At 62.1% G+C, this 26,000-nt stretch carries 25 protein-coding genes and 1 pseudogene; 16 read left to right on the top strand and 10 right to left on the bottom strand.

What is annotated here, in order from left to right; genetic code table 11:
• The 6 genes and pseudogenes from glyA to NCR93_RS27610 all read left to right on the top strand — a co-directional run.
• Nucleotides 1-186, top strand: a pseudogene (glyA, locus tag NCR93_RS27635) (serine hydroxymethyltransferase); the annotation flags it as partial.
• A gap of 104 nt (nt 187-290) precedes the next feature.
• On the top strand, nt 291-893 hold the full coding sequence (locus NCR93_RS27630) for a helix-turn-helix domain-containing protein (protein WP_175980268.1): 603 nt from the start codon (nt 291-293) through the stop codon (nt 891-893).
• 27 nt (nt 894-920) lie between these two features.
• Entirely contained in the window at nt 921-1,469 is a 549-nt protein-coding gene (locus NCR93_RS27625) for a GNAT family N-acetyltransferase (RefSeq protein ID WP_175980269.1), read from the top strand.
• A 101-nt stretch (nt 1,470-1,570) separates the two neighbouring features.
• Nucleotides 1,571-2,701 (top strand): FAD-binding oxidoreductase, encoded by a 1,131-nt coding sequence (locus tag NCR93_RS27620; protein ID WP_175980270.1) that lies wholly within the window; start codon nt 1,571-1,573, stop codon nt 2,699-2,701.
• A gap of 12 nt (nt 2,702-2,713) precedes the next feature.
• Complete coding sequence (locus NCR93_RS27615; protein ID WP_175980271.1) at nt 2,714-3,907, top strand: M24 family metallopeptidase; 1,194 nt, start codon at nt 2,714-2,716, stop codon at nt 3,905-3,907.
• Nucleotides 3,908-3,920: 13 nt separating this feature from the next.
• Complete coding sequence (locus NCR93_RS27610; RefSeq protein ID WP_175980272.1) at nt 3,921-4,523, top strand: dimethylsulfoniopropionate lyase; 603 nt, start codon at nt 3,921-3,923, stop codon at nt 4,521-4,523.
• Nucleotides 4,524-4,562: 39 nt separating this feature from the next.
• Here NCR93_RS27610 and NCR93_RS27605 read toward each other — a convergent pair whose 3' ends face one another.
• The 7 genes from NCR93_RS27605 to NCR93_RS27575 all read right to left on the bottom strand — a co-directional run bounded on the left by NCR93_RS27605 (nt 4,563) and on the right by NCR93_RS27575 (nt 12,485).
• Nucleotides 4,563-5,582 (bottom strand): alcohol dehydrogenase, encoded by a 1,020-nt coding sequence (locus tag NCR93_RS27605; RefSeq protein ID WP_008346234.1) that lies wholly within the window; start codon nt 5,580-5,582, stop codon nt 4,563-4,565.
• Nucleotides 5,583-5,767: 185 nt separating this feature from the next.
• A complete protein-coding gene (locus tag NCR93_RS27600; protein WP_175980273.1) occupies nt 5,768-7,099 on the bottom strand; it encodes an epoxide hydrolase family protein in 1,332 nt (443 codons plus the stop codon).
• Between the two features lie 241 nt (nt 7,100-7,340).
• Complete coding sequence (locus NCR93_RS27595) at nt 7,341-8,762, bottom strand: purine-cytosine permease family protein (protein ID WP_175980274.1); 1,422 nt, start codon at nt 8,760-8,762, stop codon at nt 7,341-7,343.
• 77 nt (nt 8,763-8,839) lie between these two features.
• Complete coding sequence (argE, locus tag NCR93_RS27590) at nt 8,840-10,003, bottom strand: acetylornithine deacetylase (protein WP_008346228.1); 1,164 nt, start codon at nt 10,001-10,003, stop codon at nt 8,840-8,842.
• A complete protein-coding gene (locus NCR93_RS27585) occupies nt 9,996-10,673 on the bottom strand; it encodes a DUF1028 domain-containing protein (protein WP_175980275.1) in 678 nt (225 codons plus the stop codon). Before NCR93_RS27585 ends, argE begins: the two co-directional genes overlap by 8 nt.
• A complete protein-coding gene (locus NCR93_RS27580; protein WP_008346225.1) occupies nt 10,670-11,113 on the bottom strand; it encodes a RidA family protein in 444 nt (147 codons plus the stop codon). Before NCR93_RS27580 ends, NCR93_RS27585 begins: the two co-directional genes overlap by 4 nt.
• 31 nt (nt 11,114-11,144) lie before the next feature.
• On the bottom strand, nt 11,145-12,485 hold the full coding sequence (locus tag NCR93_RS27575) for a flavin-containing monooxygenase (RefSeq protein ID WP_175980276.1): 1,341 nt from the start codon (nt 12,483-12,485) through the stop codon (nt 11,145-11,147).
• Nucleotides 12,486-12,660: 175 nt separating this feature from the next.
• On the opposite strand from NCR93_RS27575, the gene NCR93_RS27570 reads away from it, so the two are divergent.
• The 6 genes from NCR93_RS27570 to NCR93_RS27545 all read left to right on the top strand — a co-directional run bounded on the left by NCR93_RS27570 (nt 12,661) and on the right by NCR93_RS27545 (nt 19,234).
• Nucleotides 12,661-13,587, top strand: a complete 927-nt coding sequence (locus NCR93_RS27570; protein ID WP_008346221.1) for a LysR family transcriptional regulator — start codon at nt 12,661-12,663, stop codon at nt 13,585-13,587.
• Nucleotides 13,588-13,741: 154 nt separating this feature from the next.
• On the top strand, nt 13,742-14,872 hold the full coding sequence (locus tag NCR93_RS27565; RefSeq protein ID WP_008346220.1) for an aromatic ring-hydroxylating oxygenase subunit alpha: 1,131 nt from the start codon (nt 13,742-13,744) through the stop codon (nt 14,870-14,872).
• 19 nt (nt 14,873-14,891) lie between these two features.
• Nucleotides 14,892-16,073 (top strand): ABC transporter ATP-binding protein, encoded by a 1,182-nt coding sequence (locus NCR93_RS27560; protein WP_175980277.1) that lies wholly within the window; start codon nt 14,892-14,894, stop codon nt 16,071-16,073.
• Between the two features lies 1 nt (nt 16,074).
• Complete coding sequence (locus tag NCR93_RS27555) at nt 16,075-17,121, top strand: ABC transporter substrate-binding protein (protein WP_175980278.1); 1,047 nt, start codon at nt 16,075-16,077, stop codon at nt 17,119-17,121.
• Nucleotides 17,122-17,147: 26 nt separating this feature from the next.
• Nucleotides 17,148-18,401 carry an ABC transporter permease gene (locus NCR93_RS27550; RefSeq protein WP_175980279.1) on the top strand — a complete coding sequence of 418 codons (1,254 nt, stop codon included), beginning with the start codon at nt 17,148-17,150 and terminating at the stop codon, nt 18,399-18,401.
• Nucleotides 18,402-18,415: 14 nt separating this feature from the next.
• The gene (locus NCR93_RS27545; protein ID WP_175980280.1) at nt 18,416-19,234 is read left to right on the top strand and encodes an ABC transporter permease; all 819 of its coding nucleotides are present in this window, start codon (nt 18,416-18,418) and stop codon (nt 19,232-19,234) included.
• Between the two features lie 98 nt (nt 19,235-19,332).
• On the opposite strand, the gene NCR93_RS27540 is transcribed toward NCR93_RS27545, so the two are convergent.
• On the bottom strand, nt 19,333-20,064 hold the full coding sequence (locus NCR93_RS27540) for a Crp/Fnr family transcriptional regulator (protein WP_008346211.1): 732 nt from the start codon (nt 20,062-20,064) through the stop codon (nt 19,333-19,335).
• A 774-nt stretch (nt 20,065-20,838) separates the two neighbouring features.
• Here NCR93_RS27540 and NCR93_RS27535 point away from each other — a divergent pair.
• Complete coding sequence (locus NCR93_RS27535; RefSeq protein ID WP_175980281.1) at nt 20,839-21,693, top strand: class II aldolase/adducin family protein; 855 nt, start codon at nt 20,839-20,841, stop codon at nt 21,691-21,693.
• Nucleotides 21,694-21,820: 127 nt separating this feature from the next.
• Here NCR93_RS27535 and NCR93_RS27530 read toward each other — a convergent pair whose 3' ends face one another.
• Nucleotides 21,821-22,258 carry a YqaA family protein gene (locus tag NCR93_RS27530; RefSeq protein WP_008346207.1) on the bottom strand — a complete coding sequence of 146 codons (438 nt, stop codon included), beginning with the start codon at nt 22,256-22,258 and terminating at the stop codon, nt 21,821-21,823.
• Nucleotides 22,259-22,614: 356 nt separating this feature from the next.
• Here NCR93_RS27530 and ppnP point away from each other — a divergent pair, with 356 nt between their 5' ends.
• The 3 genes from ppnP (at nt 22,615) to NCR93_RS27515 (ending at nt 24,945) form a co-directional block, all read left to right on the top strand.
• On the top strand, nt 22,615-22,935 hold the full coding sequence (gene ppnP / locus NCR93_RS27525) for a pyrimidine/purine nucleoside phosphorylase (RefSeq protein ID WP_008346204.1): 321 nt from the start codon (nt 22,615-22,617) through the stop codon (nt 22,933-22,935).
• A gap of 146 nt (nt 22,936-23,081) precedes the next feature.
• Nucleotides 23,082-24,098: a type IV toxin-antitoxin system AbiEi family antitoxin gene (locus NCR93_RS27520; RefSeq protein WP_175980283.1), complete on the top strand. Its 1,017-nt coding sequence runs from the start codon at nt 23,082-23,084 to the stop codon at nt 24,096-24,098.
• Nucleotides 24,076-24,945 carry a nucleotidyl transferase AbiEii/AbiGii toxin family protein gene (locus tag NCR93_RS27515; protein ID WP_175980284.1) on the top strand — a complete coding sequence of 290 codons (870 nt, stop codon included), beginning with the start codon at nt 24,076-24,078 and terminating at the stop codon, nt 24,943-24,945. Before NCR93_RS27520 ends, NCR93_RS27515 begins: the two co-directional genes overlap by 23 nt.
• On the opposite strand, the gene NCR93_RS27510 is transcribed toward NCR93_RS27515, so the two are convergent.
• Complete coding sequence (locus NCR93_RS27510; protein ID WP_175980285.1) at nt 24,942-25,958, bottom strand: 1-aminocyclopropane-1-carboxylate deaminase; 1,017 nt, start codon at nt 25,956-25,958, stop codon at nt 24,942-24,944. The genes NCR93_RS27515 and NCR93_RS27510 overlap by 4 nt on opposite strands.
• Nucleotides 25,959-26,000: the final 42 nt, after the last annotated feature.

Raw genomic sequence — 26,000 nt, 5'->3', positions numbered from 1 at the left:
TTCGTCACGAGCGGCGTGCGCCTCGGCTCGCCCGCGATGACCACGCGCGGCTTCGGCACGAAGGAAGCGGAGATCGTCGGCAACCTGATCGCCGATGTGCTCGAAAGCCCGGAAGACGCGGGCAACCTCGAACGCGTTCGTCAGCAGGTCGCGGAATTGACCAAGCGCTTCCCCGTGTACGGCTGATCTGAACCGGTTATAGGCGTGATCGGCGGGCTTCGCTGTCTTCGTGCAGCGAAGCCCGCTTTCGCTTGACATCGACGTCTAGTTTATTGGACACTCCGTCCACTATGCTAGATACCGTCAAGCCTTCCGCTGAAGCCGACATCAACCAGCGCATCGCGGATCGCGTCCGCGAGTTGCGTGCCGCGCGCGGCTACACGCTGGACGCGCTCGCGGCGCGCTGCGGCGTGAGCCGCTCGATGATCTCGATGATCGAGCGCGGCGCGGCCAGCCCGACCGCCGTCGTGCTCGACAAGCTCGCGGCGGGCCTGGGCGTATCGCTCGCGAGCCTTTTCGGCGGGGAAGCGGAAGGCGCGCCCGCGCAACCGCTCGCGCGGCGCCGCCAGCAATTGAAATGGCGCGATCCCGAATCCGGCTATACGCGCCGCAATCTATCGCCTGCGGGCTGGCCGTCGCCGTTTCAGCTCGTCGAAGTGGACTTTCCGCCGGGCGCGCGCGTCGCGTATGAAACCGGCGGACGCGAATCGAACATGCACCAGCAAGTCTGGGTGATGAGCGGACGCATCGACATCGTGATCGGCGACGAGCTTCACGCGCTTCAGCAAGGCGACTGCCTCGCGATGCGCCTCGACCGCCCGCTCATCTTCAGCAACCCGGCTTCGAAAGCGGCGCGCTACATTCTCGCCATCGGCGACGCGTCCGCGACCTGATTCATCTTCAGCCTGAACGGATATCGAATGAACACCACCGATCCGCACGACGACGTGCGCCTCATCGATTGCAACGAGGCCGAACACGCGCCGGCCATCCTCGACATACTGAACGAAGCCATCGTCAACTCGACCGCGCTGTACGACTACGTGCCGCGCCCAGCCGAAGCCATGTCGATGTGGTTCGCCGCGAAACGCGCGGGCGGCTTTCCCGTTGTCGGCGCCGTCGATGCGTCGGGCAAGCTCATGGGCTTTGCGAGCTGGGGCACGTTCCGCGCGTTTCCCGCCTACAAATACACCGTGGAGCACAGCGTCTATGTGCATCGCGATTGCCGTGGCCTCGGGCTCGGCGAGCGGCTGCTGCGCGAACTGATCCGGCGCGCGCGCGAAGCACAAGTGCATGTGCTCGTCGGCTGCGTCGATGCGACGAATGCGGGCAGCATCCGCCTGCATACGCGGCTCGGCTTCACGCATTCGGGAACGATCACCGAAGCCGGGTTCAAATTCGGCCGCTGGCTGGATGCGGCGTTCTATCAGCTCAAGCTCGAAACGCCCGTCGCGCCGGTCGACGGCTGACGCATAACATCAAGTAATGGAACGCGGAAAATAAAGCGCGTTGACGGTGTTTATGGGCGATCCAATACTTCGCTCATCGCCAACGCACTCTTTTTCGCGCCATGAATTCCGTCGACAGAATTTTTGCTCCCGCGGTCGATCTCGACGATCGCCTCGCCGATGCCGCCACCTGGGAACATGGCGGCAAGCTATGGCCGAGCGGCGAGCAACAGACGCTGACGTGCTGCCGCGTCGTCGACGAAACGCACGATATCAAGAGCTTCGAATTCCGCACCGCCGACGGCCTGCCCGTGCGGTTCGAACCGGGCCAGTTCATGACGGTGTCGGCGAAGGTGCAAGGGCAATCGGTCGAGCGTTGCTACACGATCTCCTCCGCACCGACGCGCCCGTTTTTGCTCTCGATAACGGTGAAGCGCGTGCCGGGCGGAACGATGTCCAACTGGCTGCACGACAACATGAAGCCCGGCAGCGAACTGCGTGCATACGGTCCTTCCGGCGCTTTCACGCCGAGCGTCGCGCCCGCGACGAAATCGCTGTTTCTGTCGGCGGGATCGGGCGTCACGCCGCTCATGTCGATGACGCGCGCGAGCATCGACCTTGGGCTGGATCGCGACATCGTGTTCATCCACAGCGCGCGTACGCCTGCGGATATCGTGTTCCGCGATGAACTCGCGCGATTCGCGAAGCTCTCGCCGCGCCTGCGCGTGTTCTTCGTGTGCGAAGGCATCGGCGACGAGACGCAGTGGCAAGGTCCGATCGGCCGTCTCAGCCTGCAATTGCTGTCGCAATGGGCGCCCGACTATCTGGAGCGCGAGGTCTTCACGTGCGGCCCCGTCGGCTACATGAGCGCGGTGCGGACGTTGCTTCGCGAAGGCGGTCACGATCCGGCGCGCTATCACCAGGAAAGCTTCGATATCGGTGCGGGCGTCGCGCCCGCGCCTTCGCCGAACGAAGCCGGCGTTGCGCAGGAAACCTTCACCGTGAAGCTGTCGCGCTCGTCGAAATCGTTCACGATGAACGCATCGCAAACGGTGCTGTCGGCGGCGAAGAAGGCGGGCGTCGCGGTGGCGTCATCGTGCAGTCAGGGCATGTGCGGGACGTGCAAGACCAAGGTGCTCGAAGGCACCGTCGACATGAATCACAACGGCGGCATTCGCGAAAGGGAAGTCCAGAAGGGATTTCGCCTGTTGTGCTGCAGCCGTCCGACTTCGGACCTCGTACTGGAACTGTGAGGAGACGCGCACATGGCGGTCGAAGACCCGGTGCGGACGATGCGCGATGTCAGAACCTATCGGCTCGCGCGCGTGCTTGCGCAATTGAAGCGACACGAATGTCCCGCGATCCTGCTGTACGACCCCGTCAATATCCGCTATGCGACGGACACGTCCAACATGCAGATATGGACCGCGCGCAATCCGTCGCGCTACATCATGGTGTTCGCGGATGGCCGCATCGTCGCGTGGGAGTTTCATAGCTGCGAGCACGTGTGGGACGGCATCGAGTTGAACGTCGAAATGCGCGGCGCGGTGAGCTGGATTTATTTCAGCGCGGGCCACGAAGCGGAAAGCCGCGCCGAAGTGTGGGCGAACGAAATCGTCGATGTGTTTCGCGCGCACGCGCGCGGCGACAGCCGGCTCGCGGTCGACCGGCTCGATCCGATCGGCTCGGCGCTGCTCGTCAATCGCGGCCTTACCTTGCTCGACGGTCAGGCGATGATGGAAGACGCCCGCGCGATCAAGTCGGCGAGCGAACTCGTGCTGATCGGCGAATCGCTGCGCGCGTGCGAGGCCGGTATCGAACGGATGCGTCGCGAGCTTCGGCCCGGTATGACCGAGCAGGAGCTATGGGCGCATCTTCACTTCGAGAACATCCGTCACGGCGGCGAATGGATCGAGACGCGACTGCTCGCGTCCGGCGAGCGCACCAATCCGTGGATGCGCGAATGTTCGTCGCGCGTGCTGCAAAACGGCGAACTGCTTGCCTTCGATACCGACATGGTCGGCCCGCACGGCTACTGCTCCGACATTTCGCGCACCTGGACGGTGGGCGACACGCGTCCATCCGACGAGCAACGCAAGCTGTACGAACTGGCTTATTCTCAGGTGCATTTCAACATGGACCTGCTGCGTCCGGGCATGACCTATCGCGAGTTCTCCGAGAAGGCGTGGAAGATTCCCGCGCCGTACGTGAAGAACCGGTATAGCTGCATCGCGCATGGCATCGGCATGGTCGATGAAGCGCCGGCCATCGCGCATCAGGTCGATTGGGACAGCGCGGGCTATGACGGCGTCTTCGAAACGGGGATGACGCTGTGCATCGAAAGCTATATCGGCGCGGAAGGCGGATGTCAGGGCGTGAAACTGGAGGAACAAGTGGTGCTTACGGAGCACGGCTGCGTGCCGCTCACGGCATGCAGCTTCGAGACCGACTGGTTGTGACGGAGAGCGCTTCATGAATCGTCGTGCGCAGAACGTGGCGGCTTACATCGCCATCGCGGAGAAGCTGTTTCAATCGGAGAAGCTGCCGGAAGCGGGACGTCGCGTCGCGGCGCGCGTGTTCGAGCGGTTGCAGACGCCATCCGACGATGGCGCGCGGCATCGCACGCGCTATCCCGCATGCGAATGGCTCGACGCGACGCTCGCGCCTTTCATCGACGATGACACCGGCTTCGGCACCGCCGCGCGCGCGATCAAGGCGCTCGAACCCGATCTCGGCTGGTCGCGCCGATCATCGGGCCTGAACGGTAGCGACGGCTATATCGATGCACACGTGCACGGCATGATCTGCGGTCCCGGCGGCGCGGAGAGCCGTTATGACGTGCAACTGGGCTTCTCGCTGATGCTGCCGCATACGCGTTATCCGGATCACAGTCATCCGCCCGAGGAAGCTTATGTGCTGTTCACGCCGGGTGAGTTTCGGCAGAACGGCGGAGAATGGCGCGATCCGGGCATCGGCGGCGGGATTCATAACGTGCGGAATAATCCGCACGCGATGCGGTCGGGTGATGTGCCGTTTTTCGCGATCTGGTGTCTGTTGACGAGGGAGGGGGATTAGGCGGCTTTCGAAGCCCCGCTCAGCGGGGCTTCGCTCACCTCACTTCCCCGGCGTCAACACAACCCTGAACCGCGCCTTGCCGCTCATCATCCGTTCATACGCCTCGCCCGCGCGCGACAGCGGATATTCCTCGATCATCGGCTTCACGCCCGACAGCGCGCTGAACGCGAGCGTTTCCTGCGAGTCCGCCGCCGTGCCCGACGGCCAGCCCTGCACCGAGTTGCGCCCCATGATGAACTGCGTGATCGGCACCTCGACCGGCTCTTCCGATATCCCGACCATGATGAGCTTGCCGTTCAGCCCCAGCCCGCCGATGGTCGCGCTCATCGCCTTGCCGCTCGTCGCCGTCGCGAGTATCACGCGCGCGCCGCCGAGCGCCTTGAGCGCGTCGGCCACGTTCTGCGATTCGCTGTCGATGTAATGATGCGCGCCGAGTTGCTTCGCGAGCGGCGCCTTGTCCTGTCCGCGCGCGATGGCCACCGTCTGGAAGCCCATCTTGCGCGCGAACTGCACGCCCAGATGACCGAGCCCGCCGATGCCGAGCACCGCGACCACATCGCCCGCTCGCGCGCCGCTGTTGCGCAGCGCATTGAACGTGGTGATGCCCGCGCAAAGAAGCGGCGCGGCATCGACGTCGGAGAGATCGTCGGGCATACGCGCGAGCGCTTCCTGCGGCGCCACCATGTATTCCGCGTAGCCGCCGTCATAGCTGATGCCCGGCACCAGCGCGCGCTGGCAAAGCACGAAGTCGCCGTGCCGGCAATGCTCGCAATGGCCGCAATGCCCGCCGTGCCAGCCCACGCCGACGCGCTGACCCTTTTCCCATCCTTCGACGTCCGCGCCGAGCTTCTCGATCACGCCTGCGATCTCGTGTCCCGGCACGCGCGGAAACTGCAGACCCGGCCAGAGTCCTTCGACGGTCAGCGAATCGCTGTGGCAGATCCCGCACGCCTGCACCTTGATGAGCACGTGTCCGGCGGGCGGTTCCGGCACATCGCGCTCGACGACTTCCAGCGGACCATTCGCTTTCGTTACCTGCACTGCCTGCATCGTTGGCATCGCTTGCTCCTTGTCATGGAGAAACACGCGCGGCGCACCTCGCGCGCCGCAATCGGATGAGACGGCCCGGTCAATCGCACTCCCGAGCGCATCGTCGAGAAACGTCGGAGATTGCGATTGTGACAGGGTTCCGCCCGATGCATCGGCCGCGCGTCCATGCGCGCGCTGACCGCGATGCGCCGCCTTTACGCCGAACGCAGCGGACGGAAGCCCGCGCGAACTTCATCCGTGAAGGCTTGCGGCTGCTCCCATGCCGCGAAATGCCCGCCTTTCGCCAGACGGTTGTAGTGGATCAGCTTCGGATACGCCTTCTCCGTCCAGCTTTGCGGCGCGGCATAGATCTCGTCCGGAAACACGCTCACCGCCACCGGAATCGCAACATGCTTCGGCGCGAAGAAGTTGAGCTTGTTTTCCCAGTACAGCCGCGCCGATGAAACGCCCGTGTTCGTCAGCCAATAAAGCGTGATGTTGTCGAGGATGTCGTCGCGCGTGAGACCCTCCGCCTGTCCGTCGAACACACGCGCGATAAGCGCCTGGCTCGCCGCGTCGTGATCGATCATCCATGCCGCGAGACCGATCGGCGAATCCTCGATGCCATACAGCGTCTGCGGCCGATTCGCCATTTCCTGCGCGTAGCCGAGGCCGTGTTTGTAGAAGTAATCGAGTTGATCGAACGCGTGCTTTTCATCGCCGGCCAAACCCGCGGGCGCGGGATTGCCGTACTTCAGCGCGTTGGCGATATCGTCCGGCACCGTCGCCGGCATATTCGTGTGCATGCCGATCAGTTCCGGCGGCGCGATAAGCGCCATCTGCTCGGTCACCGCGTTGCCCCAGTCGCCGCCCTGCGCGACATAACGCGTGTAGCCGAGCCGCTGCATCAGCGCGATCCATGCGCGCGCGATGCGCTGCGGGTCCCAGCCGGTCGTCGTCGGCTTGCCGGAAAATCCGTAGCCGGGCAGCGACGGAATCACGACATCGAACGCATCCGATGCATTGCCGCCATGCGCGGTCGGATTCGTCAGCGGATCGATGATCTTCAGTTGCTCGATGATCGAGCCGGGCCAGCCGTGCGTGACCATCATCGGCAACGCGTTCGCATGTTTCGAGCGAACGTGGATGAAGTGGATGTCGAGTCCGTCGATCTCGGTGACGAAGTTCGGCACCGCGTTGATCCGCGCTTCGACCTTGCGCCAGTCGTAAGCGGTCGACCAATGGCGCGCGAGTTGCTGCATCGTCGCGAGTTGCACGCCTTGCGAGGCATCGGCGACGGTTTCGCGTTCGGTCCAGCGCGTCGACTGCACGCGCCGCTTCAGATCGGCGAGTTGCGCATCCGTTGCGTGGATGCGAAGCGGGCGAATCGCGGTCTTGTCGCCGCTCTTCACTTGCACGATGTCCGCCGTGCTCTGGATCGAATCGGCGAATGCGACGCGGCTCAATGCGCTCGCCGCGATGCTCGCCGCCGCGACGCCGATGAAATGACGGCGCGAAGCCGTCCGGAGAGGAAGATCGTTCGACATGACAAGCTCCTGAATGCGTGTGCGAGGAGGAGCGATGTGTGCCGCAACGAATCAGAATCACTGAACCGCACTTGCAGGCCGCCCTTCGGCAAGCCTGGGATCGTCACCGCCTCGATGCGCCGCGAAGGGTTTTCGCAGCAGGTGACGCGATTATGTGCATGTGCACACTCGACGTAAATGCAGCCGGGGTTACAACAGAATTGTCGGGCGGGAAAGAGTCCCGCCCGACATCGCTTATGAATCACCGCGCCACGTTCGACGCCACACGCGCACCGTTCTGTCTGCGCCGATAACTCGTATCGCGCGATGCAAGCCAGTAATAAACCGGCGACGTCAGCAGCAATCCAACGATCCACGACAGATCCGCGCCGTCGAGATACTTGGGCACCGCGCCCGCATACATCGGCGTGTTCATGAACGGAATCTGCACGACGATACCGATCGCATAAGCGATCAACGCCTGCGGATTGAATCGTCCATAGATGCCGCCGTCTACCTGAAAGATCGACTGGATGTCGTACTTGCCTTTGTGGATCACATAGAAGTCGATGAGATTGATCGCGGTCCACGGCACCAGTACGACGAGCAGCGCAAGCACGAGATCGACGAGATTCGCGACGAAGTTCGTCGATGCGCCGATCGCGCCATAGCAGCACGCGACGAGAATCACGACCGACAACACGGCGCGCGCTTTCGCCGTCGGAATCCAGCGATACGCGAACGTCTGCAATGACGTGATCACCGCGAGCACCGCGCCATACAGGTTCAACGCGTTGTGGCTGATGACGCTCAACAGGAACAACACGAGCATCGGCAGGCCGAGCGGTCCGGTGGCGAGCTTCACGGCATCCATCGCGTCGGCGCCGGGCGGCACCGCGAGCACCGCGACCGCGCCGAACACGAAGGCGAGCGTCGAGCCGATCGTGCAGCCGAGATACGTCGCCCAGAACGTCGACGAGACGCGCACGGTCGCCGGCAAATAGCGCGAATAGTCGGACACGTAAGGCGCGAACGCGATCTGCCACAGCGCGGAAAGCGATACGGTCGCGAGCCAGCCGGCGAAGTTGAAGCCGCCGCGCGTGAGGAAATCGTCCGTCGAGACATGCGTGAGGATGTAGCCGAAGCCCACGCAAATGCCGATGCCGAGGACCCACGTCCCGATGCGGTTCAGGATATGAATGAACTTGTATCCGATGATGCCGATCAGTCCCGATCCCAGCGCGCCGATCACAATGCCCACGGGCACCGACACCGACGTCTCGATGCCATGCAGCGACTTCCCCGCGAGCACGATGTTCGACGCGAAGAAGCCCACGTACATCACGCCCGCGATGACGGTCACGAGCAACGCGCCCCACGATCCGAACTGCGCGCGGCTCTGGATCATCTGCGGAATGCCCATTTGCGGCCCTTGCGCGGAATGCAACGCCATCAGCACGCCGCCGACCGCCTGTCCGACGACGATCGCAACGATGCCCCACAGCAGGTTCAGATGAAAGATCTGCACGCCGAGCGCGCCGGTCACGATCGGCAAGGGCGCGATATTGCCGCCGAACCATAGCGTGAACAGGTCGCGCACTTTGCCGTGACGATCCTCGGGCGGCACATAGCCGATGGTGTGCTTCTCGATCAACGGAGAAGCGTTGCGTGGTGCACTAGTCAAAGTCGTCTCCAGTTTGTGCGCGGCAAAGCGATGCCCTGACGCGCATCGCGCCCGTATCGCCTGCGGCGTGTGAGAAATCAGGCTGTGGTCGAAAGATGATCGGCGAGGCGTATCAGCATCGCGTCGCAATCGTGGAGTTGTTCGAGGGTTACGTACTCATCGGGCTTGTGTCCCTGATCCATGCTGCCGGGACCGCATACGACAGTCGGAATGCCTGCCTGATCGAAGAGTCCACCTTCCGTGCCGAACGCCACCGTGCCGAATTCCGACGATCCGCTCAAGAGCGCGACGAGACGCGCCGCTTCGCTTTCGGGCGATGTCGCGAGTCCGGGATACGCGGATAGCGCTTCGAGGCGAACGTCCGTCTCGGGTTCAATGGCGCGCATCTTCGGCAGCAGTTCGGCTTGTGCGTACGCCTGCAAATCCTTGGCGACCGTGCTCGCTTCGAAGCCGGGAAGCGCGCGCACTTCGAAATCGAATTCGCATTCGGCCGGCACGATGTTGAGCGCACGACCGCCCTTGATGACGCCCGTCTGCACGGTCGAATACGGCGGATCGAAGCGCTCGTCGTGATGCTCGGGCTGCGCCAGCCGTTCGCCGATTTCTTCAAGCCGATTGATGAGGCGCGCTGCATATTGAATCGCGTTCACGCCATACGGCGCATAGGCGGAATGACAAGGCGCGCCTTTCACCTGACAACGCATCGCGAGCTTGCCCTTGTGACCGAGCACCGGCTTCAACGATGTCGGCTCGCCGATCAGACACAGAACGGGCTTGTGCGCGCGCTTCTCCAGTTGCGCGAGCATCGGCCGCACGCCGAGGCATCCGACTTCCTCGTCGTATGAAAACGCCAGATGCACGGGCAATCTCAGTTCGCGCTCGATCAACATCGGCACGGCGGCCAGCACCGACGCGAGAAAGCCCTTCATGTCGGCTGTGCCGCGGCCATAGAGCCGTCCATCTTTTTCCGTGAGACGGAATGGATCGACGGTCCACGGCTGGCCATCGACCGGCACGACATCCGTATGCCCCGAGAGCACGATGCCGCCGCGATCGCGCGGTCCGATCGTCGCGAACAGATTCGCCTTCGTGCGCTCCGCGTTGTAGAACAGCTCGCTTTCGATGTCGAACTGCGCGAGGTAATCGCGAACGAACTCGATCAGCGCGAGATTCGAATCGCGGCTGACGGTCGCGAAACTAATCAGCTTGTCGAGCAGATCGCGGCTCGTCGTGTCACTCATCGCCCGGCACTCCGTAGCTCGGCGCAGCGGTCGGGTTCAATGCGCGCGTCACGTAGTCCTGCATCTGCGGCTCGTACGCATGCCACAGGTCATCGAGCTTGCCGATGGGATCGTCATCGGCCCAGTCGACGCGCAGATCGACGAGCGGCCAGCTTTGCTCGCCCGCGATCTTCAGCGCAGCCGAATGCACCGGCCCCGCTTCGCCGCCCGCCGCGATCGCCGCATGCATCGCGGCAAGCAGACGATCCGCAAGCTGGCCCGATGCGTTCTCGAATGCGGGAATCATCGCTTCGATGACATGCACGCCCGCGAGCATGTTGCCCGCCGCGACGCATTGCCTGCCCGCGACCGCGTGATACGTGCCGAGCGCTTGCTTGCCGCTGAAGAACGCGGTGTGGCCTTGCGCATCGACGACCGTCACCTGCCGATACTCGCTCCATTCGTTCGCGCTCAACGCGCGTGCGAGTGCGGCGTTCGCATCGAGCTTGGCGCTTTCGATGTAATCGAGAATTTGCGGACCGAGCGCGGGCAGCGTGACGTTCTGCGTCGCGACGACGCCCACGCCCGCGCGCACCCACGGACAGCGCGCGCCCACCGCGATGCTCGACGAACTGATCGCGATGCCGAGCTGCCCGGTCTCTTCACATCGTCCGACGATCGAGAATGTCATGCGCGCTCCTGAGGCGGCGTCCATCCATCGGGGATGACGGCGATCACATCGATCTCCATCAGCCATTCAGGTTGTCCGAGCGCGACGACGGTAAGGCCCGTCGAAATCGGAAACACGCCCTTCAGCCATTTGCCGACTTCGCGATACACCGGCTCGCGAAAGCGCACATCGGTGAGATAAGTCGTCGTCTTGACGATATGCGAGAGATCGCTGCCCGCTTCTTCGAGCAACTGCTTCACGTTCTTCATCGCCTGCTCGGCCTGCGCGCGCGGATCGCCGAGACCGACGAGATTGCCGTCGAAGTCCGTGCCGATCTGACCGCGCACATAAACGGTATTGCCCGCGCGAACGGCCTGGCAGAGATCGTTATCGAGGGTCTGATTCGGGTACGTATCCTTCGTGTTGAACATGCGGATACGGGTATGCGTAGGTTGGCTCATCGAATGCACCTTGATTCCGGATAGTTTCTGATCAGTTGACGCCCATCTCGCTGACCTTGTGGACGCGCGATGCATCGGCCACGCCTTCTTCGCGCTTCGTCTCGACAGCACGTTGCGGCGCGTCGTAATAAGCGAGGTATCTGCGCTGCGTGACGATGTGATCGGCGATATGTTTCGCGTCGTGCCACACGCCCCAGATGAACGCGGAGCCGCGCCGCGAAAGCCACGGCAAGCCGAGAAAATAGATGCCCGGTTCTTTGGCGACGCCACGTTGATGTTTCGGCTTGCCTTTGTCATCGAATGCATCGACTTGCAGCCAGTTGAAATCGACGGCATAACCGGTCGCCCAGATGATCGACGTAATACCCGCTTGCGCGAGATCGAGTTCGAGAAGCGGATGCGTCATGCATTCCGGGTCGGCGGGAATATGGCGCGCTTCGGGCTCCTCGGGCAGATCGAGGCCGTTGCGTTGCGCATAGGCATCGGCGGCATCGAGCAATGACAAATAGTTCTCGTCGCCGCGACGGATGTTATCCGCGAGATCGGCTTCGAAGCTCACGCGCGTATCGTCGAACGATTTCGTCAGACCGACGAGCGTGATGCCCTGATGCGCGAGGCGCCTGAAGTCCACCGTATGGCCGCCGCGCGCGCCGCTCACGGCAATGGTCACATGCTCGCGGCCCGGCTTCATCACTTCCGCGTCCCATTCGCCGAGCACGCCGAGCCACCAGCAGAAATCGCGTCCGCGATATCCGCGCGGCGGACGATCGTGCGCGCCGACCGACAGATACACGCGCCGGCCCGCGCGCTGCAATTCATCGGCGATCTGCACGCCCGACGATCCCGCGCCCACGACGAGCACGCCGCCTTCGGGCAGTTGCTGCGGATTGCGATAGTCGGCGGAATGGATCTGCGTGAGCTTTGCGGACGACGGCGCGATCGGCGGAATCACGGGGCGCTGAAACGGACCCGTCGCGACGACCACGCGATTCGCTTCGATGGTTCCGTCGGATGTATCGACGGTAAAGCCCGGCCGCCCCGCATTGCGCACGACCTTCTTCACTTCGACGCCGGTGCGAATGGGCGCATCGAATTTCTTCGCGTACTCGACGAAGTATTCCGCGACCTGATCTTTCGATGCGAAACCATTGGGGTCGAAATCCGCGAACTCGAGATTAGGGAAACGATCGTGCCATGCGGGACCATTGGCGACGAGCGAATCCCACCTGCCCGTGCGCCAGCGTTCGGCGATGCGATCGCGTTCGAGCACGAGATGCGGCACGCCGAGCTTGCTCAGGTGTTCGCTCATCGCGACGCCAGCCTGGCCCGCGCCGACCACGAGCGTGTCGATAGACGTTGTTTCCACTGTCATGGCTATGTCCTTCTGAAAGGCCGTTGTATCCGTGATGTCTTCGTGAAAATCTACGCGTCCCGATCGAATCCGAAAAATATATTTAAAAAATGCACGGCATCGGATTTGGCTATGCAATGAATTTTGAGCACTTCACAATGCGGCTCATCGAAGCTCCATTTCCCGAATGTCATCGATGGAAAGCCATCCCTTGCGCTATTCGCTGCGGCAATTGCGCTACTTCGTGGTCGCTGCCGAAGCCTTGTCCTTCACCGCCGCCGCGAAAAAACTGCATATTTCGCAGCCGTCGATATCGACCGCCCTCGCCGATCTCGAAGCATCGTTCGGCGTGCAGCTATTCATTCGCCATCATGCGAGCGGTCTGTCGCTCACGCAGGCCGGCCGCGATCTGCTCGGGCAAGCGCGCAATCTGCTGAAGATCGCGGAAGAACTGCAAATGGCCGCGAAAGAAATGGATGGCGGCATGACCGGCTCCATCGCGCTCGGCTGTCTCGTGTCGCTCGCACCGCCGTTGATGCCGGGGCTCATCAGCCGCTTCACGGCAGGGCACGCGGGCATTTCGTTTCGCACGGTCGAAGCGCATCAGGACGGCTTGTTGCGCGGCCTGCATGACGGTTCGCTCGATATCGCCCTCACCTATAGTCTGGACTTGACCGAAGACATCGCGTTCACGCCGCTGCTTTCGTTGCCGCCTTATGCGATCTTGCCGAAGACGCATCGGCTTGCGCGAGCGCGCAAGGTATCGCTCGCCGATTTGCAATCGGAGCCTTACGTGATGCTCGATCTGCCGCATAGCCGCGAGTATTTCGCCGCGCTCTTCGATGCGGTCGGCAGCCGTCCCGTGCCCGCGTTCCGGTCATCGCAACCGGAAGTCGTGCGCGGCATGGTGGCGAACGGCCTCGGCTATAGCATCCTCAACTTTCCGCTGAAGTCGAATCGCACGGTGGATGGCGAGGACTTCGTGATTAAGCGCTTCAAGGACAACGTCAACGCGACTACGTTAGGCATCGCGCAATCGCGCACAATGCGTCCGCGGCAAGTGGTGCATCGCTTCTCGTCGTTCTGCGAGAACTATATTAGGCGACTGCATATCGATACGTGAAGTTATCGGCGCTGCATAGATAAAAGCTTTGCTTTGTATCCGAAAACAATATTTTGGCTGGCAATTTGGCTTGATAGATTGATGTCCATGTCGAGCGCAATGCGGTCAAAGCCCGCGCCAGCGCGCTCTCACGAGTTGAGACAAGGAGGGCTTCATGATCGCAGTGGACACGCTCATCGACCAGTTACGGTCGAACTGCGAACGACCATTCAGCGATGCGCACGCCATGCCGCCTGGCGTCTATACATCGCCCGACTTCCTGTCACTCGAAGAGCGCGAGATCTTCGCGCATGAATGGCAATGCGTCGGCCGCGCGAGCGCGTTGAAGGAACCCGGCGATTACCTGACGGCGCAGATCGGCGCGCAGCCGATCGTCGTATTGCGCGACGAGCAGATGCAGCTCAAGGCGATGTCGAATGTGTGCCTGCATCGCATGTCGGTGCTGCTCGAAGGGCGCGGCAACAAGCGGCGCATCGTGTGCCCGTATCACGCGTGGAGTTATGGACTCGACGGCGAATTGAAGGGCGCGCCGCTCATGGACCGGCAAGAAGGCTTCTGCAAGGAAAGTTATAGGCTGCCCGCCGTGCGCTGCGAGGAATGGCAAGGCTGGATCTATGTGACGCTCGATGAAAGCGCGCCGCCCGTCGCAACGCAGCTAGCCGAACTGAGCGAATTGATCGGCGCGTATGGCATGACGGACTACATCGAAACTTTCTATGAAGAGCATGTGTGGGATACCAACTGGAAGATCCTCGCCGAAAACTTCATGGAAAGTTATCACTTGCCAATGCTGCATCGCGCGACCGTAGGGCCGCATTCGAAGCTCGAAGAGATGGAATGTCCACCGGGTTATCCCGCGTTCAACTATCACTGGATCACGAAGGAAGCGAGCTTGCCCATTGGCAATGCTCATCCGGATAACCCGCGTTTAACGGGTCATTGGCGCAAGACGACCGCACTGCTCGCGATCTATCCGACGCATCTCGTCACGCTTACGCCCGGCTATTTCTGGTATCTCGTGTTGCAGCCGCGCGGCGTCGGGCAAGTGCATATCCGCTTCGGCGGCGGTCTCGCGCCTGAATTCATCGCCGACGCGGAAGCGAACGCGCATATGTCGACATTGAAGAAGCTGCTCGACGAAGTGAACGCGGAAGACAGGCGCGGCGTGGAAGCGGTGTTTCGCGGCGTGCATGCGCCGCTCGCGAAGCCCGGAAATCTGAGCCACCTTGAACGGCCCAATTTCGACTTTGCGCGCTATATCGCGACGAAGCTCGCACAGCACTGAAAGACAGGATACGAACACGATGTCAGCCCCTTCCTTCATCTCCTTCTCCGGCGTGAGCAAATCGTATGACGGCGCGCATTACGTCGTGGAGGATTTGAACCTCGACGTGCGCAAGGGAGAATTTCTTTCGCTGCTCGGTCCGTCCGGCTCGGGTAAAACGACGACGCTGATGATGCTCGCGGGCTTCGAAACGCCGACGCAAGGCGAGATTCGTCTCGATGGCAGGCGTCTCGACGACAAGCCGCCGCATCAGCGCGACATCGGCATGGTCTTTCAGAACTACGCGCTCTTTCCGCATCTGACGATTGCGGAGAACGTCGCCTTTCCGCTTTCCGTGCGACGCGTGAGCCGCGCCGAGCAGAAGACGCGCGTGAAGCGCGCGCTGGAGATGATCGAGTTGCCCCATCTCGCGAACCGGCGACCCTCACAGCTTTCCGGCGGGCAGCAGCAGCGCGTCGCGCTCGCACGCGCGCTCGTGTTCGAACCGAGCGTCGTGCTGATGGACGAGCCGCTCGGCGCACTCGACAAGCGCCTGCGCGAAACGATGCAATACGAAATCATGCGGCTGCACCGCGAGCTTTCGCTGACGATCGTCTACGTGACGCACGATCAGGCCGAAGCGCTGACGATGTCGGACCGGGTCGCCGTCTTTTCCGATGGCCGCATCCAGCAGGCCGCGACGCCGAGCGAGCTTTACGAGAACGCGCAGAACGCGTTCGTTGCGAACTTCGTCGGCGAGAACAACGGGCTCACGGGGCGCGTCGTCAGTGCGAACGGCGAATGGGCGACGCTGGCGCTATCGGACGGCAGCGTCATTCGCGGACGTTGCGAGCACGGCCTGCGCGCCGGCGATGAAGCGATGCTCGCGCTGCGCCCCGAACGCGCGCACATTCCCGGCACGGAAGACGCGCACGCGGACGAGCACAGCAACGTCGTGCGCGCACGCGTCGAGGAACTCGTGTACTGCGGCGATCATCATCGCGTGCATCTGAAGCTCGGCTCGCGCGATTCCATCGTCGTCAAAGTGCCTAATACCCAGCGTCACGCATTGCCCTGCGCAGGCAGCACGATCGATATCGCGTGGCGTCACGACGACTGCAAGATTCTCGCGATGATGGCGCCAAAAAACGCGCCCGCGATTGCCCCGAGCACACCGCCCTCACCTTCTCTCATCCCGACCGCACCCGCAGGAGCCAACTGACATGCGCAATCACATCAAAGCACAATGCGCCGCACTCGCAGTATTTGCGTTTGCAACTATCTCGACACAGGCGGCGGAGACACTCTCCGTTGTGACGTTCGGCGGCGCGTTCGAAGCCGCCGCCAAGAAAGCCTGGTTCGAACCGTTCACGCAGGCAACGGGCGTGAACTTCTCGACCGAATCGTATGACGGCGGCCTCGCCAAGCTCTCCGCGATGGAGCAGGCGAAGAACACGACGTGGGATCTCATCGATCTGGAAACCAACGACGCGATCACCGCATGCGATGAAGGCCTGCTGCAGAAGTTCGACAAGAAGACGCTCGGCAAGACGAGCGACTTCATCCCCGGCTCGATCAGCGATTGCGCGGTTGCGAGCATGGTGTGGTCCACGGTCTATGCCTATGACGCTAGCAAGCTGAAGACCGCGCCGACCACTGTCAACGACTTCTTCGATTTGCAGAAATACCCCGGCAAGCGCGGCCTGCGCAAGTCGCCGAAGGTGTCGATGGAATGGGCGCTGATCGCCGATGGCGTCGACCCGAAAGATGTCTACAAGGTGCTCGGCACGCCCGCCGGCGTCGATCGCGCGTTCAAGAAGCTCGACACGATCAAGAAGAACATCGTGTGGTGGGAATCGGGCGCGCAGGCGCCGCAACTGCTCGCCGATGGCGCGGTCGTGATGGTGCAGGCCTACAACGGCCGCATCGACGACGCCGCGAAGAAAGACAACAAGCCGTTCAAGGCCGTGTGGGACGCGCAAGTCTACGACTTCGAGTGGTGGGCTATTCCGACGGGCGCGAAGCACGCCGATACCGCGGCGAAGTTCATCGTGTCGCAAGCGCAGCCGAAGGCATCGGCGGATCTCTCGAAGTACATCGCGTATGCGCCGCCGCGTAAGGATGCGGTCGCGCTCGTCGACAAGCAGCGACTCGCCGACATGCCGACCGCGCCGGATAACTTCAAGCGCGCGGTGCAGATCAACGCGAACTTTTGGGCCGACAACGCAGATCAGATCAACAAGCGCTTCCAGGTCTGGCTCACGCAATAACGCTGTTCATGGATGAGAGTAACGACATGCCTGCATCGATTCACGCGCACGCCGCCGGTTCTCCGACGAGAGCCGATGGCCGCGCCTCGTATCAAAGAGCGCGCCGCCGCGCATCGGTGCAGGCGTTGTTGCTTGCCTTGCCGCTGATCGTGTTTTTGCTGTCGACGTTCATCGCGCCAATCGCGATGCTGCTTGCGCGCAGTGTCGAGAACAAGGAGGTGCCGGACAGCATGCCGGCGCTCACTCGTGCTCTCGATGCCTGGGACGGCCGCGGCGTGCCCGATGAGCATCTGTTCGCGCTGCTCGCCTCGGGCCTGAAGGATGCGCAACAGAACGGGCAACTCGGCACCGTCGCGCGCAGGCTCAACTTCGCGCAGCCCGAGTTTCGCAGCTTGCTGATGCGGACCGCGCGCAGCGTGCGCGAGGAGACGCCGCCCGCGTGGAAGCCGGTTTTGATCGACATGGATGAACGTTGGAATTCGCCGGAGATCTGGCGTCTGTTGAAACGCGCGGCTACGTCGCCGACGCCGGACTATCTGCTTGCCGCCGTCGATGCGCAAGTGACGCCGCAAGGCAACGTCGCGTTCGTGGCGGATAACTCGTCGGTGTATCGACAGGCGTTTCTGCGCACGATATCGATCAGCGCGTCCGTCACGCTGCTGTGCCTCGTGCTCGGTTATCCGGTCGCATGGCTGCTCGCGAATCTGCCGACGCAAAGCAGCAACCGCCTGATGCTTTTCGTGATCGTGCCGTTCTGGACGTCGCTGCTCGTACGCACGACTGCGTGGTATGTGTTGCTGCAGCCGGGCGGTGTCATCAATGGCCTCTTGATGGGACTCGGTCTCGCGACGCATCCGCTGCCGCTCATCTTCAATCGCACGGGCGTGTTGATCGGCATGACGCATGTGTTGCTGCCGTACATGATTCTGGCGATCTTCTCGGTGATGAAAGGCGTGTCGCCGGTCTATCTGCGCGCGGCGCAATCGCTCGGCGCGCATCCGTTCACCGCGTTCGTGCGCGTGTACATACCGCAGACGTTGCCGGGTGTCGGCGCGGGATGCTTTCTCGTTTTCGTGCTCGCGCTCGGCTACTACATCACGCCCGCGCTGCTCGGCGGCGCTGGCGATGAAATGATCAGTCAGCTCATCGCGCTGCAGACGAATACGCAGCTCAATTGGGGGCTTGCGGGCGCGCTCTCGGCGTACCTCGTGATCTTCACCGCGATCTTCTATTTCCTGTTCAACCGCATCGTCGGCATCGACCGGTTGCGCTTCGGTTAAGGGGCCATTCTTCCATGACGGAATCACGCAACAGGGTGCTGACCGAACGCATCGCTTCCCGATGGGTGCGCGTGCATACCGCGCTCGTGCTGTTCTTTCTCGTCGCGCCGATTCTTGCGATCATCCCTTTGTCGTTCAATTCGGGATCCTACTTTTCTTATCCGTTGCAGGGGTTTTCGTTGCGCTGGTATGAGCAGGCGCTCACGAGTCCCGACTGGCAGCGCTCGCTTTTGAACAGCATCGGCATTGGTGCGGCGTCGACGTTGATCGCGACGTGTCTCGGCACGCTTGCAGCGCTCGGCCTTTCGCGTTCGCAGTTTCCGCTGCGCTCGGTCATCATGCCGATCATCATTTCGCCGATGATCGTGCCGATTGTCGTTGTCGCGGCCGGCTTCTATCTGATCTTTGCGCCGCTCGGGCTCGTCAACTCTTATCCCGGTGTGATCTTCGCGCATGCGGCGCTTGGCACGCCCTTTGTCGTGGTTACCGTGACGGCGTCGTTGTTGTCCTTCGATCAAAGTCTCTTGCGTGCTGCGTCGGGGCTCGGGGCGACGCCGTGGATCGCCTTCCGGCGCGTGACCTTGCCGCTCATTACGCCGGCTGTGGCTACCGGCAGCGTGTTCGCGTTTGCTACTTCGTTCGATGAAGTTATCGTCATTCTCTTTATCGGCGGGCCGGATCAGCGAACCGTGCCGCGGCAGATGTGGAGCGGTATTCGCGATTCCATCGATCCTTCCATTCTTGCTGTTGCTACGATGCTGATCGTGTTTGCTGTTCTGCTCTTTGCCAGCATCAATTGGTTGCGGGGGCGGGCTAGTCGGGCTCTTGTTTGAAGTTTGAATCGAGTTTTCTTTTTTGTCGCCGGATCCCGTTTTCTTTGTGGTCTATTAGCACTAAGAAAGCGGGATCCAGCGACAGAACCAAAAACAGCTTAAGCCAACGCCTCGGCCGCACGCCGCGGCAACATCCGATCAAACTCGCGCTTAACGATGCCATAGCACTCACAAGCCCGCTCCTCGAGTCCCGCACGATCGAGAATCTTGATACACCCACGGCTATGATGAATCAGCCCCGCATCGTGCAGCTTGCCAGCCGCCTCCGTCACACCTTCACGGCGCACGCCGAGCATATCGGCGATCATCTGCTGCGTCACACGCAGTTGATCCGACGGCGTGCGATCCGTCTGAATCAGCAACCAACGGCACAGTTGCTTCGACAGCGAGTGATGACGATTACACGCGGCCGTCTGCGCCACTTGCGTCAGCAGGGCTTGCATATACAGCAACATCACGCGGCGCAGAAAGTCGGAACGGCCGAAGTGCTCACGTAACGCACCCGCGCTCATGCGATACGCAAAGCCCGCACATTGCACCTGCACGCGCGTCGGCATCGTGTCGCCGCCCGTCAGCACCGGAACCCCCGACATTCCCTCACGTCCCACCGCCGCGACTTCAACGGAACCGCCGTCTTCCATCGTATGCAGCAGCGAAATGATCGCCGTAGTCGGGAAATACACGTGGTGAATGCGCTGCCCGGAATCGCACAACAACTGCTCCGTGCGCAACTGGACCAGCTCGAGATGCGGTGCGATAGCCTGCCATTCCTGCGCCGGAAGCGCGCCCAACAGATGATTGCCGTGCAGATCGGATTGAAGTGTCAACATTTTTCTTAGTCTCGTGCGTTTGCGCTTCGCGCTTTTGATTTCTTCTGGCTCGCAACAGGATTCGCGCATGCATCTGATGGCATACATCGAACCTGTTGCGTCCAGCCCCGTAGTACGAACCCGCTGCTTCTTCTTGTTTGATACCGCAGCGATGTTCGTGCGTGGTCATACATTAGCGAGAGGTGTGCCAGCGAACGCCAATCCTTATACCAACAGGACTTTGCGCGATTCCCCACGCAAAGCGCCGAGAACGTGCGCTCAAGTACGAAGAAAATTGATTCACCCGTGAAAAGCGACCTTCAGACGGATCGCGGGCGATGGCAGCAGAACGCCAAACGTTTTCGTCTGGCGAATGTCTTGTCAGAGCAGGCTCCGCCGATGCGCTCATCTAGCGAAACGAAGCCAATCGGAGGCTCGAAAGCCTTGTCGTAGCAGAAACAGCCCGCACGCGAAAAATGTTGCAAAGGTGGTTAACGGCGATGCGAGTCGTTTTTAAAGCCCCGATGCCGAGTCGCGCGAAAGCCTTATGCGACAGGCGTCCGCGGGATTCTCAAAGGCTTGGCACAGGATGCGGACGTGAACCGTCGCGGTTTCGCGGCGCGGCGAAAAATGTTGCATCGTCTAAACCTCGGTGAATTTCGAATTCGGCAGCCGCTTCAAACCTTTGGCGCATGAATGTGACTCATGCCACGTTGAACAACCTTCGTTTGTGCGCAAGCATCGCTACCGGCACCATGCGTGACATACCCACTTCTATCCGCATGGAGCGAAAAGATGAGCGACGTCATGGAGACCCCCGCAAAGACCGCCGATCAGGCCATCGATCTCAAGGGCCGCGTATCGATCTATCAGCCGGAGCAGCAAGGCTTGATCTTCCCCGAGCTGCCCACGTTTGCGAGCCACGCGGAACATCGTCAGTACCTGAAGGAGCGCCTCGTCGCCGCGTGCCGCGCCTTCGCGCTGCAGGGCTTCGATTACGGGTTCGCGGGCCATCTCACCGTGCGCGATCCGGAGCATCCGTCGCTTTACTGGACCAATCCGATGGCCGTCCACTTCGCGCAAGTGAAGGTGTCTAACCTGATCTGCGCGGATCATCAGGGCAACGTGGTCGAAGGCGATTACGCGGTCAATCGCGCGGGCTTCGTGCTGCACGCGGCCGTGCATGAGCAGCATCAGGACATCGTCGCGATGTGCCACGCGCATACCGTCTACGGCACCGCCTTCGCGGCGCTCGGCAAGCCGCTCATTCCGATGTCGCAGGACGCGTGCGCGTTCTTCGAAGACCACGTCGTGATCGGCGATGAAGCCGGCAAGGTCGCCGTCGAAGTGAAGGGCGGCAACAAGGTCGCGAATGCGTTCAAGGGCGTGAAGGCCGCGATCCATCAGAATCATGGCCTACTCACGGCGAGCCGTCACAGCATCGATTCGGCGGCGTTCTGGTTCGTCGCGCTCGAGCGTTGCTGCCAGCAACAACTGATGATCGAAGCGACCGGCATCACGCCCAAGCTCGTGCCCGAAGACCGCGCGCGCTATAGCCGGGAGCATGTGGGCAGCGACTACATCGGCTGGCTGCACTTCCAGACGATCTGGAACGATCTCGTCGCCACGCAGCCCGACATGTTCGACTGATTCCATTATGTTGCAGCCCCTCGCCTTCGGAGAAAGGCGAGGCGATTCCCCATGACTACGTCGAGACAAGCGTTCCCGGCGTCGCCTGGGTATCAGCGCGCGGACACATCTGAAGATGCCGACCGATCTAGATCAATCGCATCGTCACAGCCGCCAAGACAAGGTAACGTCCGAGCTTCGCAACCGTGACCAACGCGACGAATGGCAGAAGAGGCTCACGCATCACCCCAGCCAGGAGAGTAAGAGGATCACCAATGACGGGCGCCCAACTAAGCAAGAGCGACCATTTCCCTAAACGTTGATACATGCGCTGCGCGCGGTCCAATTTCTCGTCTGACACTGGAAACCAGCGGCGGCTCTTGAAGCGCTCGATGTATCGCCCCAAAACCCAATTGACCAGTGAACCCAACACGTTGCCGATCGTCGCGACCAGTATCAACGTTGCAGTTGAATAGCTTTTACTCAGCAGCAAGCCCACAAGCACAGCCTCCGATTGAAGAGGCAGAAGGGTGGCTGCGCCGAATGCGGCAAGAAACAATCCTCCGTATGCCGACAGCGTCAGCATGTCTTGAAGGGCATGCCAGCGCCTCGAATCGCTATTGCCATGGGTCTGTCCGAACTAGCTATTGATCGGCGAATAAATAGATGAAGCGAAAGATCGCTAACGTTGCCAACGCGAGCAGAAGTTGGTTCGCGATTCTATCGTATCGGTTTTGGAACTCTGACAATCGCGGTTTATCCCTGAAACGCTCTCGCGACTGTCTTGCCTCCACATGCGGTTGCATTCGGTCCTGATGCCGAAACGGCTCGTGAATCGCTGATTGTTCCTGCTGGCTCGAAACAGGCGATGCGATGTGAGTCGCATCGCCTTTTTTGTATGATGGCGGACCATCCCTCGCAACCGTCCAAAGGACCATCATCATGACCGCCGCAACGCAATTCGATCAGGTTTCCGTCATCAAACGCGCCAATGTCTACTTCGACGGCAAGTGCGTGTCGCACACGGTTCTCTTCGCCGATGGCACCAGGAAAACGCTCGGCGTGATCCTGCCGGGCACGCTCAACTTCGGCACCGACGCGCCCGAGCTCATGGAGGTGCAGGCAGGCCAGTGCCGTATTCGGCTCGACGGCAGCGATGAGTGGAAGACGTATAAGGCGGGCGAATCGTTCTCGGTGCCGGGCAAAAGCCGATTCGATATCGACGTGACGGAAACGCTGGATTACGTTTGTAGTTATCTTTGATTGGCGTGAAGGGGAAATGCGGTGTCGGGTAGGGATTCCGCACCTCATGATTCTTAGAGTGGATTTCGGCAAGACGAACTCCGTCCAACTTTTATGTCTGTCCACGTTTCGTGTACACTGACCAAAATTGGACGCCCAACCCGCCGATGCCACCCACCGACCAACTCGCCGAAGCCGCCGCAGCCGCCTTCACGGAGGCGACCGGCTTCGCCGCACGCAGCGTCAAACCACCCGCGCGCGGCGGCTACGACGCCGCCATCGAATTCCGCGTCGGCGGCGCGCGCTTCAAGCGCCCTGTCATCGTGCGGGAAAACATCGACCGGTTCAGCGCGTTATCCGCGTTCAGCGCCTCGGTCGCGCAGAACGGCGGCGCGAAACCTGCGCTCGTCACCGCGCATCTCTCCCCCGACATGATCCGCGCCTGCCGCGATCTGAACGTCGATGCCCTCGATCTCGCCGGCAACGCGAGCGTCATCGAAGGCGATGGCGTCGTCGTGATCGTGTCGGGCCGTCCGCGCGTCGCGCACGGCAAGGCGCGCCGCTCGAAAACCTGGACGAAGTCGACGTTGCGCGTCACGGCCGCCCTGCTCATCACGCCCGCGCTGCTGCAACGGGGCTATCGCGATATCGCGCAACACGCGGGCGTGAGCCACGGCACGGTGCAAAACGCGGTGCGGGCGCTCATCGATCATCGCGATGTATTCGAGCGGCCCGACGGCGCCGGCCTGCAAATCGCCGACAAGGAACGGCTCATCGACGAATGGGTGACGCTGTATCCGCGGCAATTGCGCGAATCGCTGCTGATCGGGCGTTATCGCGCGGAGTCGAACGACTGGTGGCGCGACGTGCCCGGCCTGCCGGGTCAATGCCAGTTCGGCGGCGAGCCGGCCGCAGCGATACTCACGGAATACCTGAAGCCCGCGACCGTCACCGCGTATTGCGCCGACGCCGCGCCGCGCGAATGGGTCAAGGCGGCGCGGTTGCGGCCCGATCCCGCCGGAAACGTCGAATTCCTGCGCGCGCCCGTGGCGCTCGCGCCCGTCGATGGTCTTCCGCCGAACGTCGTCGCGCCGCTCATCGTCTATGCGGATCTCGTCGCGAGCGGCGACCCGCGCAATCTCGAAACCGCCAGGATGCTGCGTGAACGCTATCTTGCCGCTTGAACTGCTGCCGCATCGCCCGCTCGCCGGCGTCTTTTCCGCGATGCTGCGCGAAGTCGTCGCCGCGTCGCACGCGACGAACATCGCGTGGTTCGTCGGCGGCGCGAGCGCGCGAGACATCCTGCTCACGCACGTCCACGACATCGAGGCGACGCGCGCCACCGCCGACGTCGATATCGGCATCTCGATTCAAAGCTGGACCGGCCACGACGCGCTGCGGCAAGCGCTCGTCGCGTCGGGGCATTTCACCGCGCCGAAAGGCTCGGCGCATCGGCTGAATTTCAACGCGCCGCAGACCGGCGAGCGCACGTGGCTCGATATCGTGCCCTTCGGCGGCGTGCAGGACGCGCACGGCGAAATCGCGTGGCCGCCGGATGGTTCGGTGCGGATGAACGTCGCGGGTTTTCGCCAGGCGCTCGATGCGGCGCTCGCCGTGCGCGTCACGCGCGATCTCGTCGTGCCGGTCGCTTCGCTGCCCGCGCAGGCAATGCTGAAGATCGTCGCGTGGCAAGACCGGCACGCCGCCGACCGCAAGGACGCGATCGACCTGCTCTTTCTGATGGCGCGTTACGCTCAAGCCGGCAACCTCGATCGTCTTTATGCCGATGCCTTCGATCTCGTCGAGCGCCACGGACACGATCCGGATATCGCGGGCGCGGCGCTTCTCGGCCGCGACACGGCCGCGCTCGTCGATGAAAACCTCCGCGCGCAGATTCTCGCGATCCTGCGCCCCGGCGATCCCGCGCCGCCGATCCTCACGCACATGCTCGGCTCGCGCATGCCAGTCTTCGAAGCGGATACGTCGGAACGCGTCGCCGCATTGTTCGACGCATTCCGCAGCGCGTTCTAGCCGTTGCGAAACAGATAGCTGTACGCGTTGAGCGCGGGCACCCCGCCGAGATGCGCGTAGAGCACTTTCGAGCCTTCGGGGAATTCGCCGTTGCGCACCATCTGGATCATGCCGTCCATCGATTTGCCTTCGTAGACGGGATCGGTCAGCACGCCTTCGAGCCGCGCGCACAGACGGATCGCCTCGAGCGTGCCTTCGTTCGGCAGGCCGTATTCGGGGCCGCCGAAGCGCGTATCGAGAATCACGTCGTCGCGCGTGATGTCCTGGCCGAGATCGACGAGTTCCGCCGTGTGCTTCGCGATCCGCAGAATCTGCTCGTGCGTCTGCTCCGGTTTCGCCGATGCATCGATGCCGATCACGAGCCGCGCGCGCCCATCCGCCGCGAAGCCGACCACCATGCCCGCCTGCGTGCTGCCCGTCACCGAGCACACGACGATGTAGTCGAACTTGAAGCCCAGCTCCGCTTCCTGCGCGCGCACTTCCTCCGCGAAGCCGACGAAACCGAGGCCGCCCAGCGGATGCTCCGAGCAACCCGCCGGCACCGGAAACGGCTTGCCGCCCGCCGCGCGCACGCTTTCCATCGCGTCCTGCCAGCTTTTGCGGATGCCGATATCGAAGCCATCGGCGACGAGGCGCACGTCCGCGCCCATCATCCGCGACATCTGGATATTGCCGACGCGGTCATAGACGGCATCGGAGTAATTGACCCAGTTTTCCTGCACGAGCACGCACTTCATGCCGAGATGCGCCGCGACCGCCGCGACCTGGCGCGTCTGATTCGACTGCACGCCGCCGATGGAAACCAGCGTGTCGCAGCCTTCGGCGATCGCCTCGGGAATCAGATATTCGAGCTTGCGCGTCTTGTTGCCGCCAAACGCGAGGCCGCTGTTGCAGTCCTCGCGCTTCGCATACAACTCGACCTTGCCGCCGAGATGCGCGGACAGGCGCTTGAGCGGCTGAATGGGCGTCGGTCCGAACGTGAGCGGATAGCGGGGAAAACGTTGCAGATTCATGTCGGCATCCTCGTGATGGTGGGACTGCATGGACAGAATCGT

Origin of the sequence: Caballeronia sp. ATUFL_F1_KS39, assembly GCF_023630985.1 — a bacterium.
GTDB classification, from domain to species: domain Bacteria; phylum Pseudomonadota; class Gammaproteobacteria; order Burkholderiales; family Burkholderiaceae; genus Caballeronia; species Caballeronia zhejiangensis.
The sequence above is the reverse complement of the archived record's forward strand: the minus strand, read 5'-3'. Positions and strand labels throughout refer to the sequence as shown.

Excerpts from the sequence above, each read along its gene's own strand:
- NCR93_RS27615 (WP_175980271.1), top strand. The coding sequence starts at position 2,714 with ATGGCGGTCGAAGACCCGGTGCGGACGATGCGCGATGTCAGAACCTAT.
- ppnP (WP_008346204.1), top strand. The coding sequence starts at position 22,615 with ATGACCGCCGCAACGCAATTCGATCAGGTTTCCGTCATCAAACGCGCC.
- NCR93_RS27625 (WP_175980269.1), top strand. The coding sequence starts at position 921 with ATGAACACCACCGATCCGCACGACGACGTGCGCCTCATCGATTGCAAC.
- NCR93_RS27605 (WP_008346234.1), bottom strand. The coding sequence starts at position 5,582 with ATGCCAACGATGCAGGCAGTGCAGGTAACGAAAGCGAATGGTCCGCTG.
- NCR93_RS27585 (WP_175980275.1), bottom strand. The coding sequence starts at position 10,673 with ATGACATTCTCGATCGTCGGACGATGTGAAGAGACCGGGCAGCTCGGC.
- NCR93_RS27575 (WP_175980276.1), bottom strand. The coding sequence starts at position 12,485 with ATGACAGTGGAAACAACGTCTATCGACACGCTCGTGGTCGGCGCGGGC.
- NCR93_RS27565 (WP_008346220.1), top strand. The coding sequence starts at position 13,742 with ATGATCGCAGTGGACACGCTCATCGACCAGTTACGGTCGAACTGCGAA.
- NCR93_RS27570 (WP_008346221.1), top strand. The coding sequence starts at position 12,661 with ATGGAAAGCCATCCCTTGCGCTATTCGCTGCGGCAATTGCGCTACTTC.
- NCR93_RS27535 (WP_175980281.1), top strand. The coding sequence starts at position 20,839 with ATGAGCGACGTCATGGAGACCCCCGCAAAGACCGCCGATCAGGCCATC.
- NCR93_RS27540 (WP_008346211.1), bottom strand. The coding sequence starts at position 20,064 with ATGTTGACACTTCAATCCGATCTGCACGGCAATCATCTGTTGGGCGCG.
- NCR93_RS27555 (WP_175980278.1), top strand. The coding sequence starts at position 16,075 with ATGCGCAATCACATCAAAGCACAATGCGCCGCACTCGCAGTATTTGCG.
- NCR93_RS27610 (WP_175980272.1), top strand. The coding sequence starts at position 3,921 with ATGAATCGTCGTGCGCAGAACGTGGCGGCTTACATCGCCATCGCGGAG.
- argE (WP_008346228.1), bottom strand. The coding sequence starts at position 10,003 with ATGAGTGACACGACGAGCCGCGATCTGCTCGACAAGCTGATTAGTTTC.
- NCR93_RS27580 (WP_008346225.1), bottom strand. The coding sequence starts at position 11,113 with ATGAGCCAACCTACGCATACCCGTATCCGCATGTTCAACACGAAGGAT.
- NCR93_RS27545 (WP_175980280.1), top strand. The coding sequence starts at position 18,416 with ATGACGGAATCACGCAACAGGGTGCTGACCGAACGCATCGCTTCCCGA.
- NCR93_RS27600 (WP_175980273.1), bottom strand. The coding sequence starts at position 7,099 with ATGTCGAACGATCTTCCTCTCCGGACGGCTTCGCGCCGTCATTTCATC.
- NCR93_RS27520 (WP_175980283.1), top strand. The coding sequence starts at position 23,082 with ATGCCACCCACCGACCAACTCGCCGAAGCCGCCGCAGCCGCCTTCACG.
- NCR93_RS27550 (WP_175980279.1), top strand. The coding sequence starts at position 17,148 with ATGCCTGCATCGATTCACGCGCACGCCGCCGGTTCTCCGACGAGAGCC.
- NCR93_RS27620 (WP_175980270.1), top strand. The coding sequence starts at position 1,571 with ATGAATTCCGTCGACAGAATTTTTGCTCCCGCGGTCGATCTCGACGAT.
- NCR93_RS27510 (WP_175980285.1), bottom strand. The coding sequence starts at position 25,958 with ATGAATCTGCAACGTTTTCCCCGCTATCCGCTCACGTTCGGACCGACG.
- NCR93_RS27560 (WP_175980277.1), top strand. The coding sequence starts at position 14,892 with ATGTCAGCCCCTTCCTTCATCTCCTTCTCCGGCGTGAGCAAATCGTAT.
- NCR93_RS27530 (WP_008346207.1), bottom strand. The coding sequence starts at position 22,258 with ATGCTGACGCTGTCGGCATACGGAGGATTGTTTCTTGCCGCATTCGGC.
- NCR93_RS27630 (WP_175980268.1), top strand. The coding sequence starts at position 291 with ATGCTAGATACCGTCAAGCCTTCCGCTGAAGCCGACATCAACCAGCGC.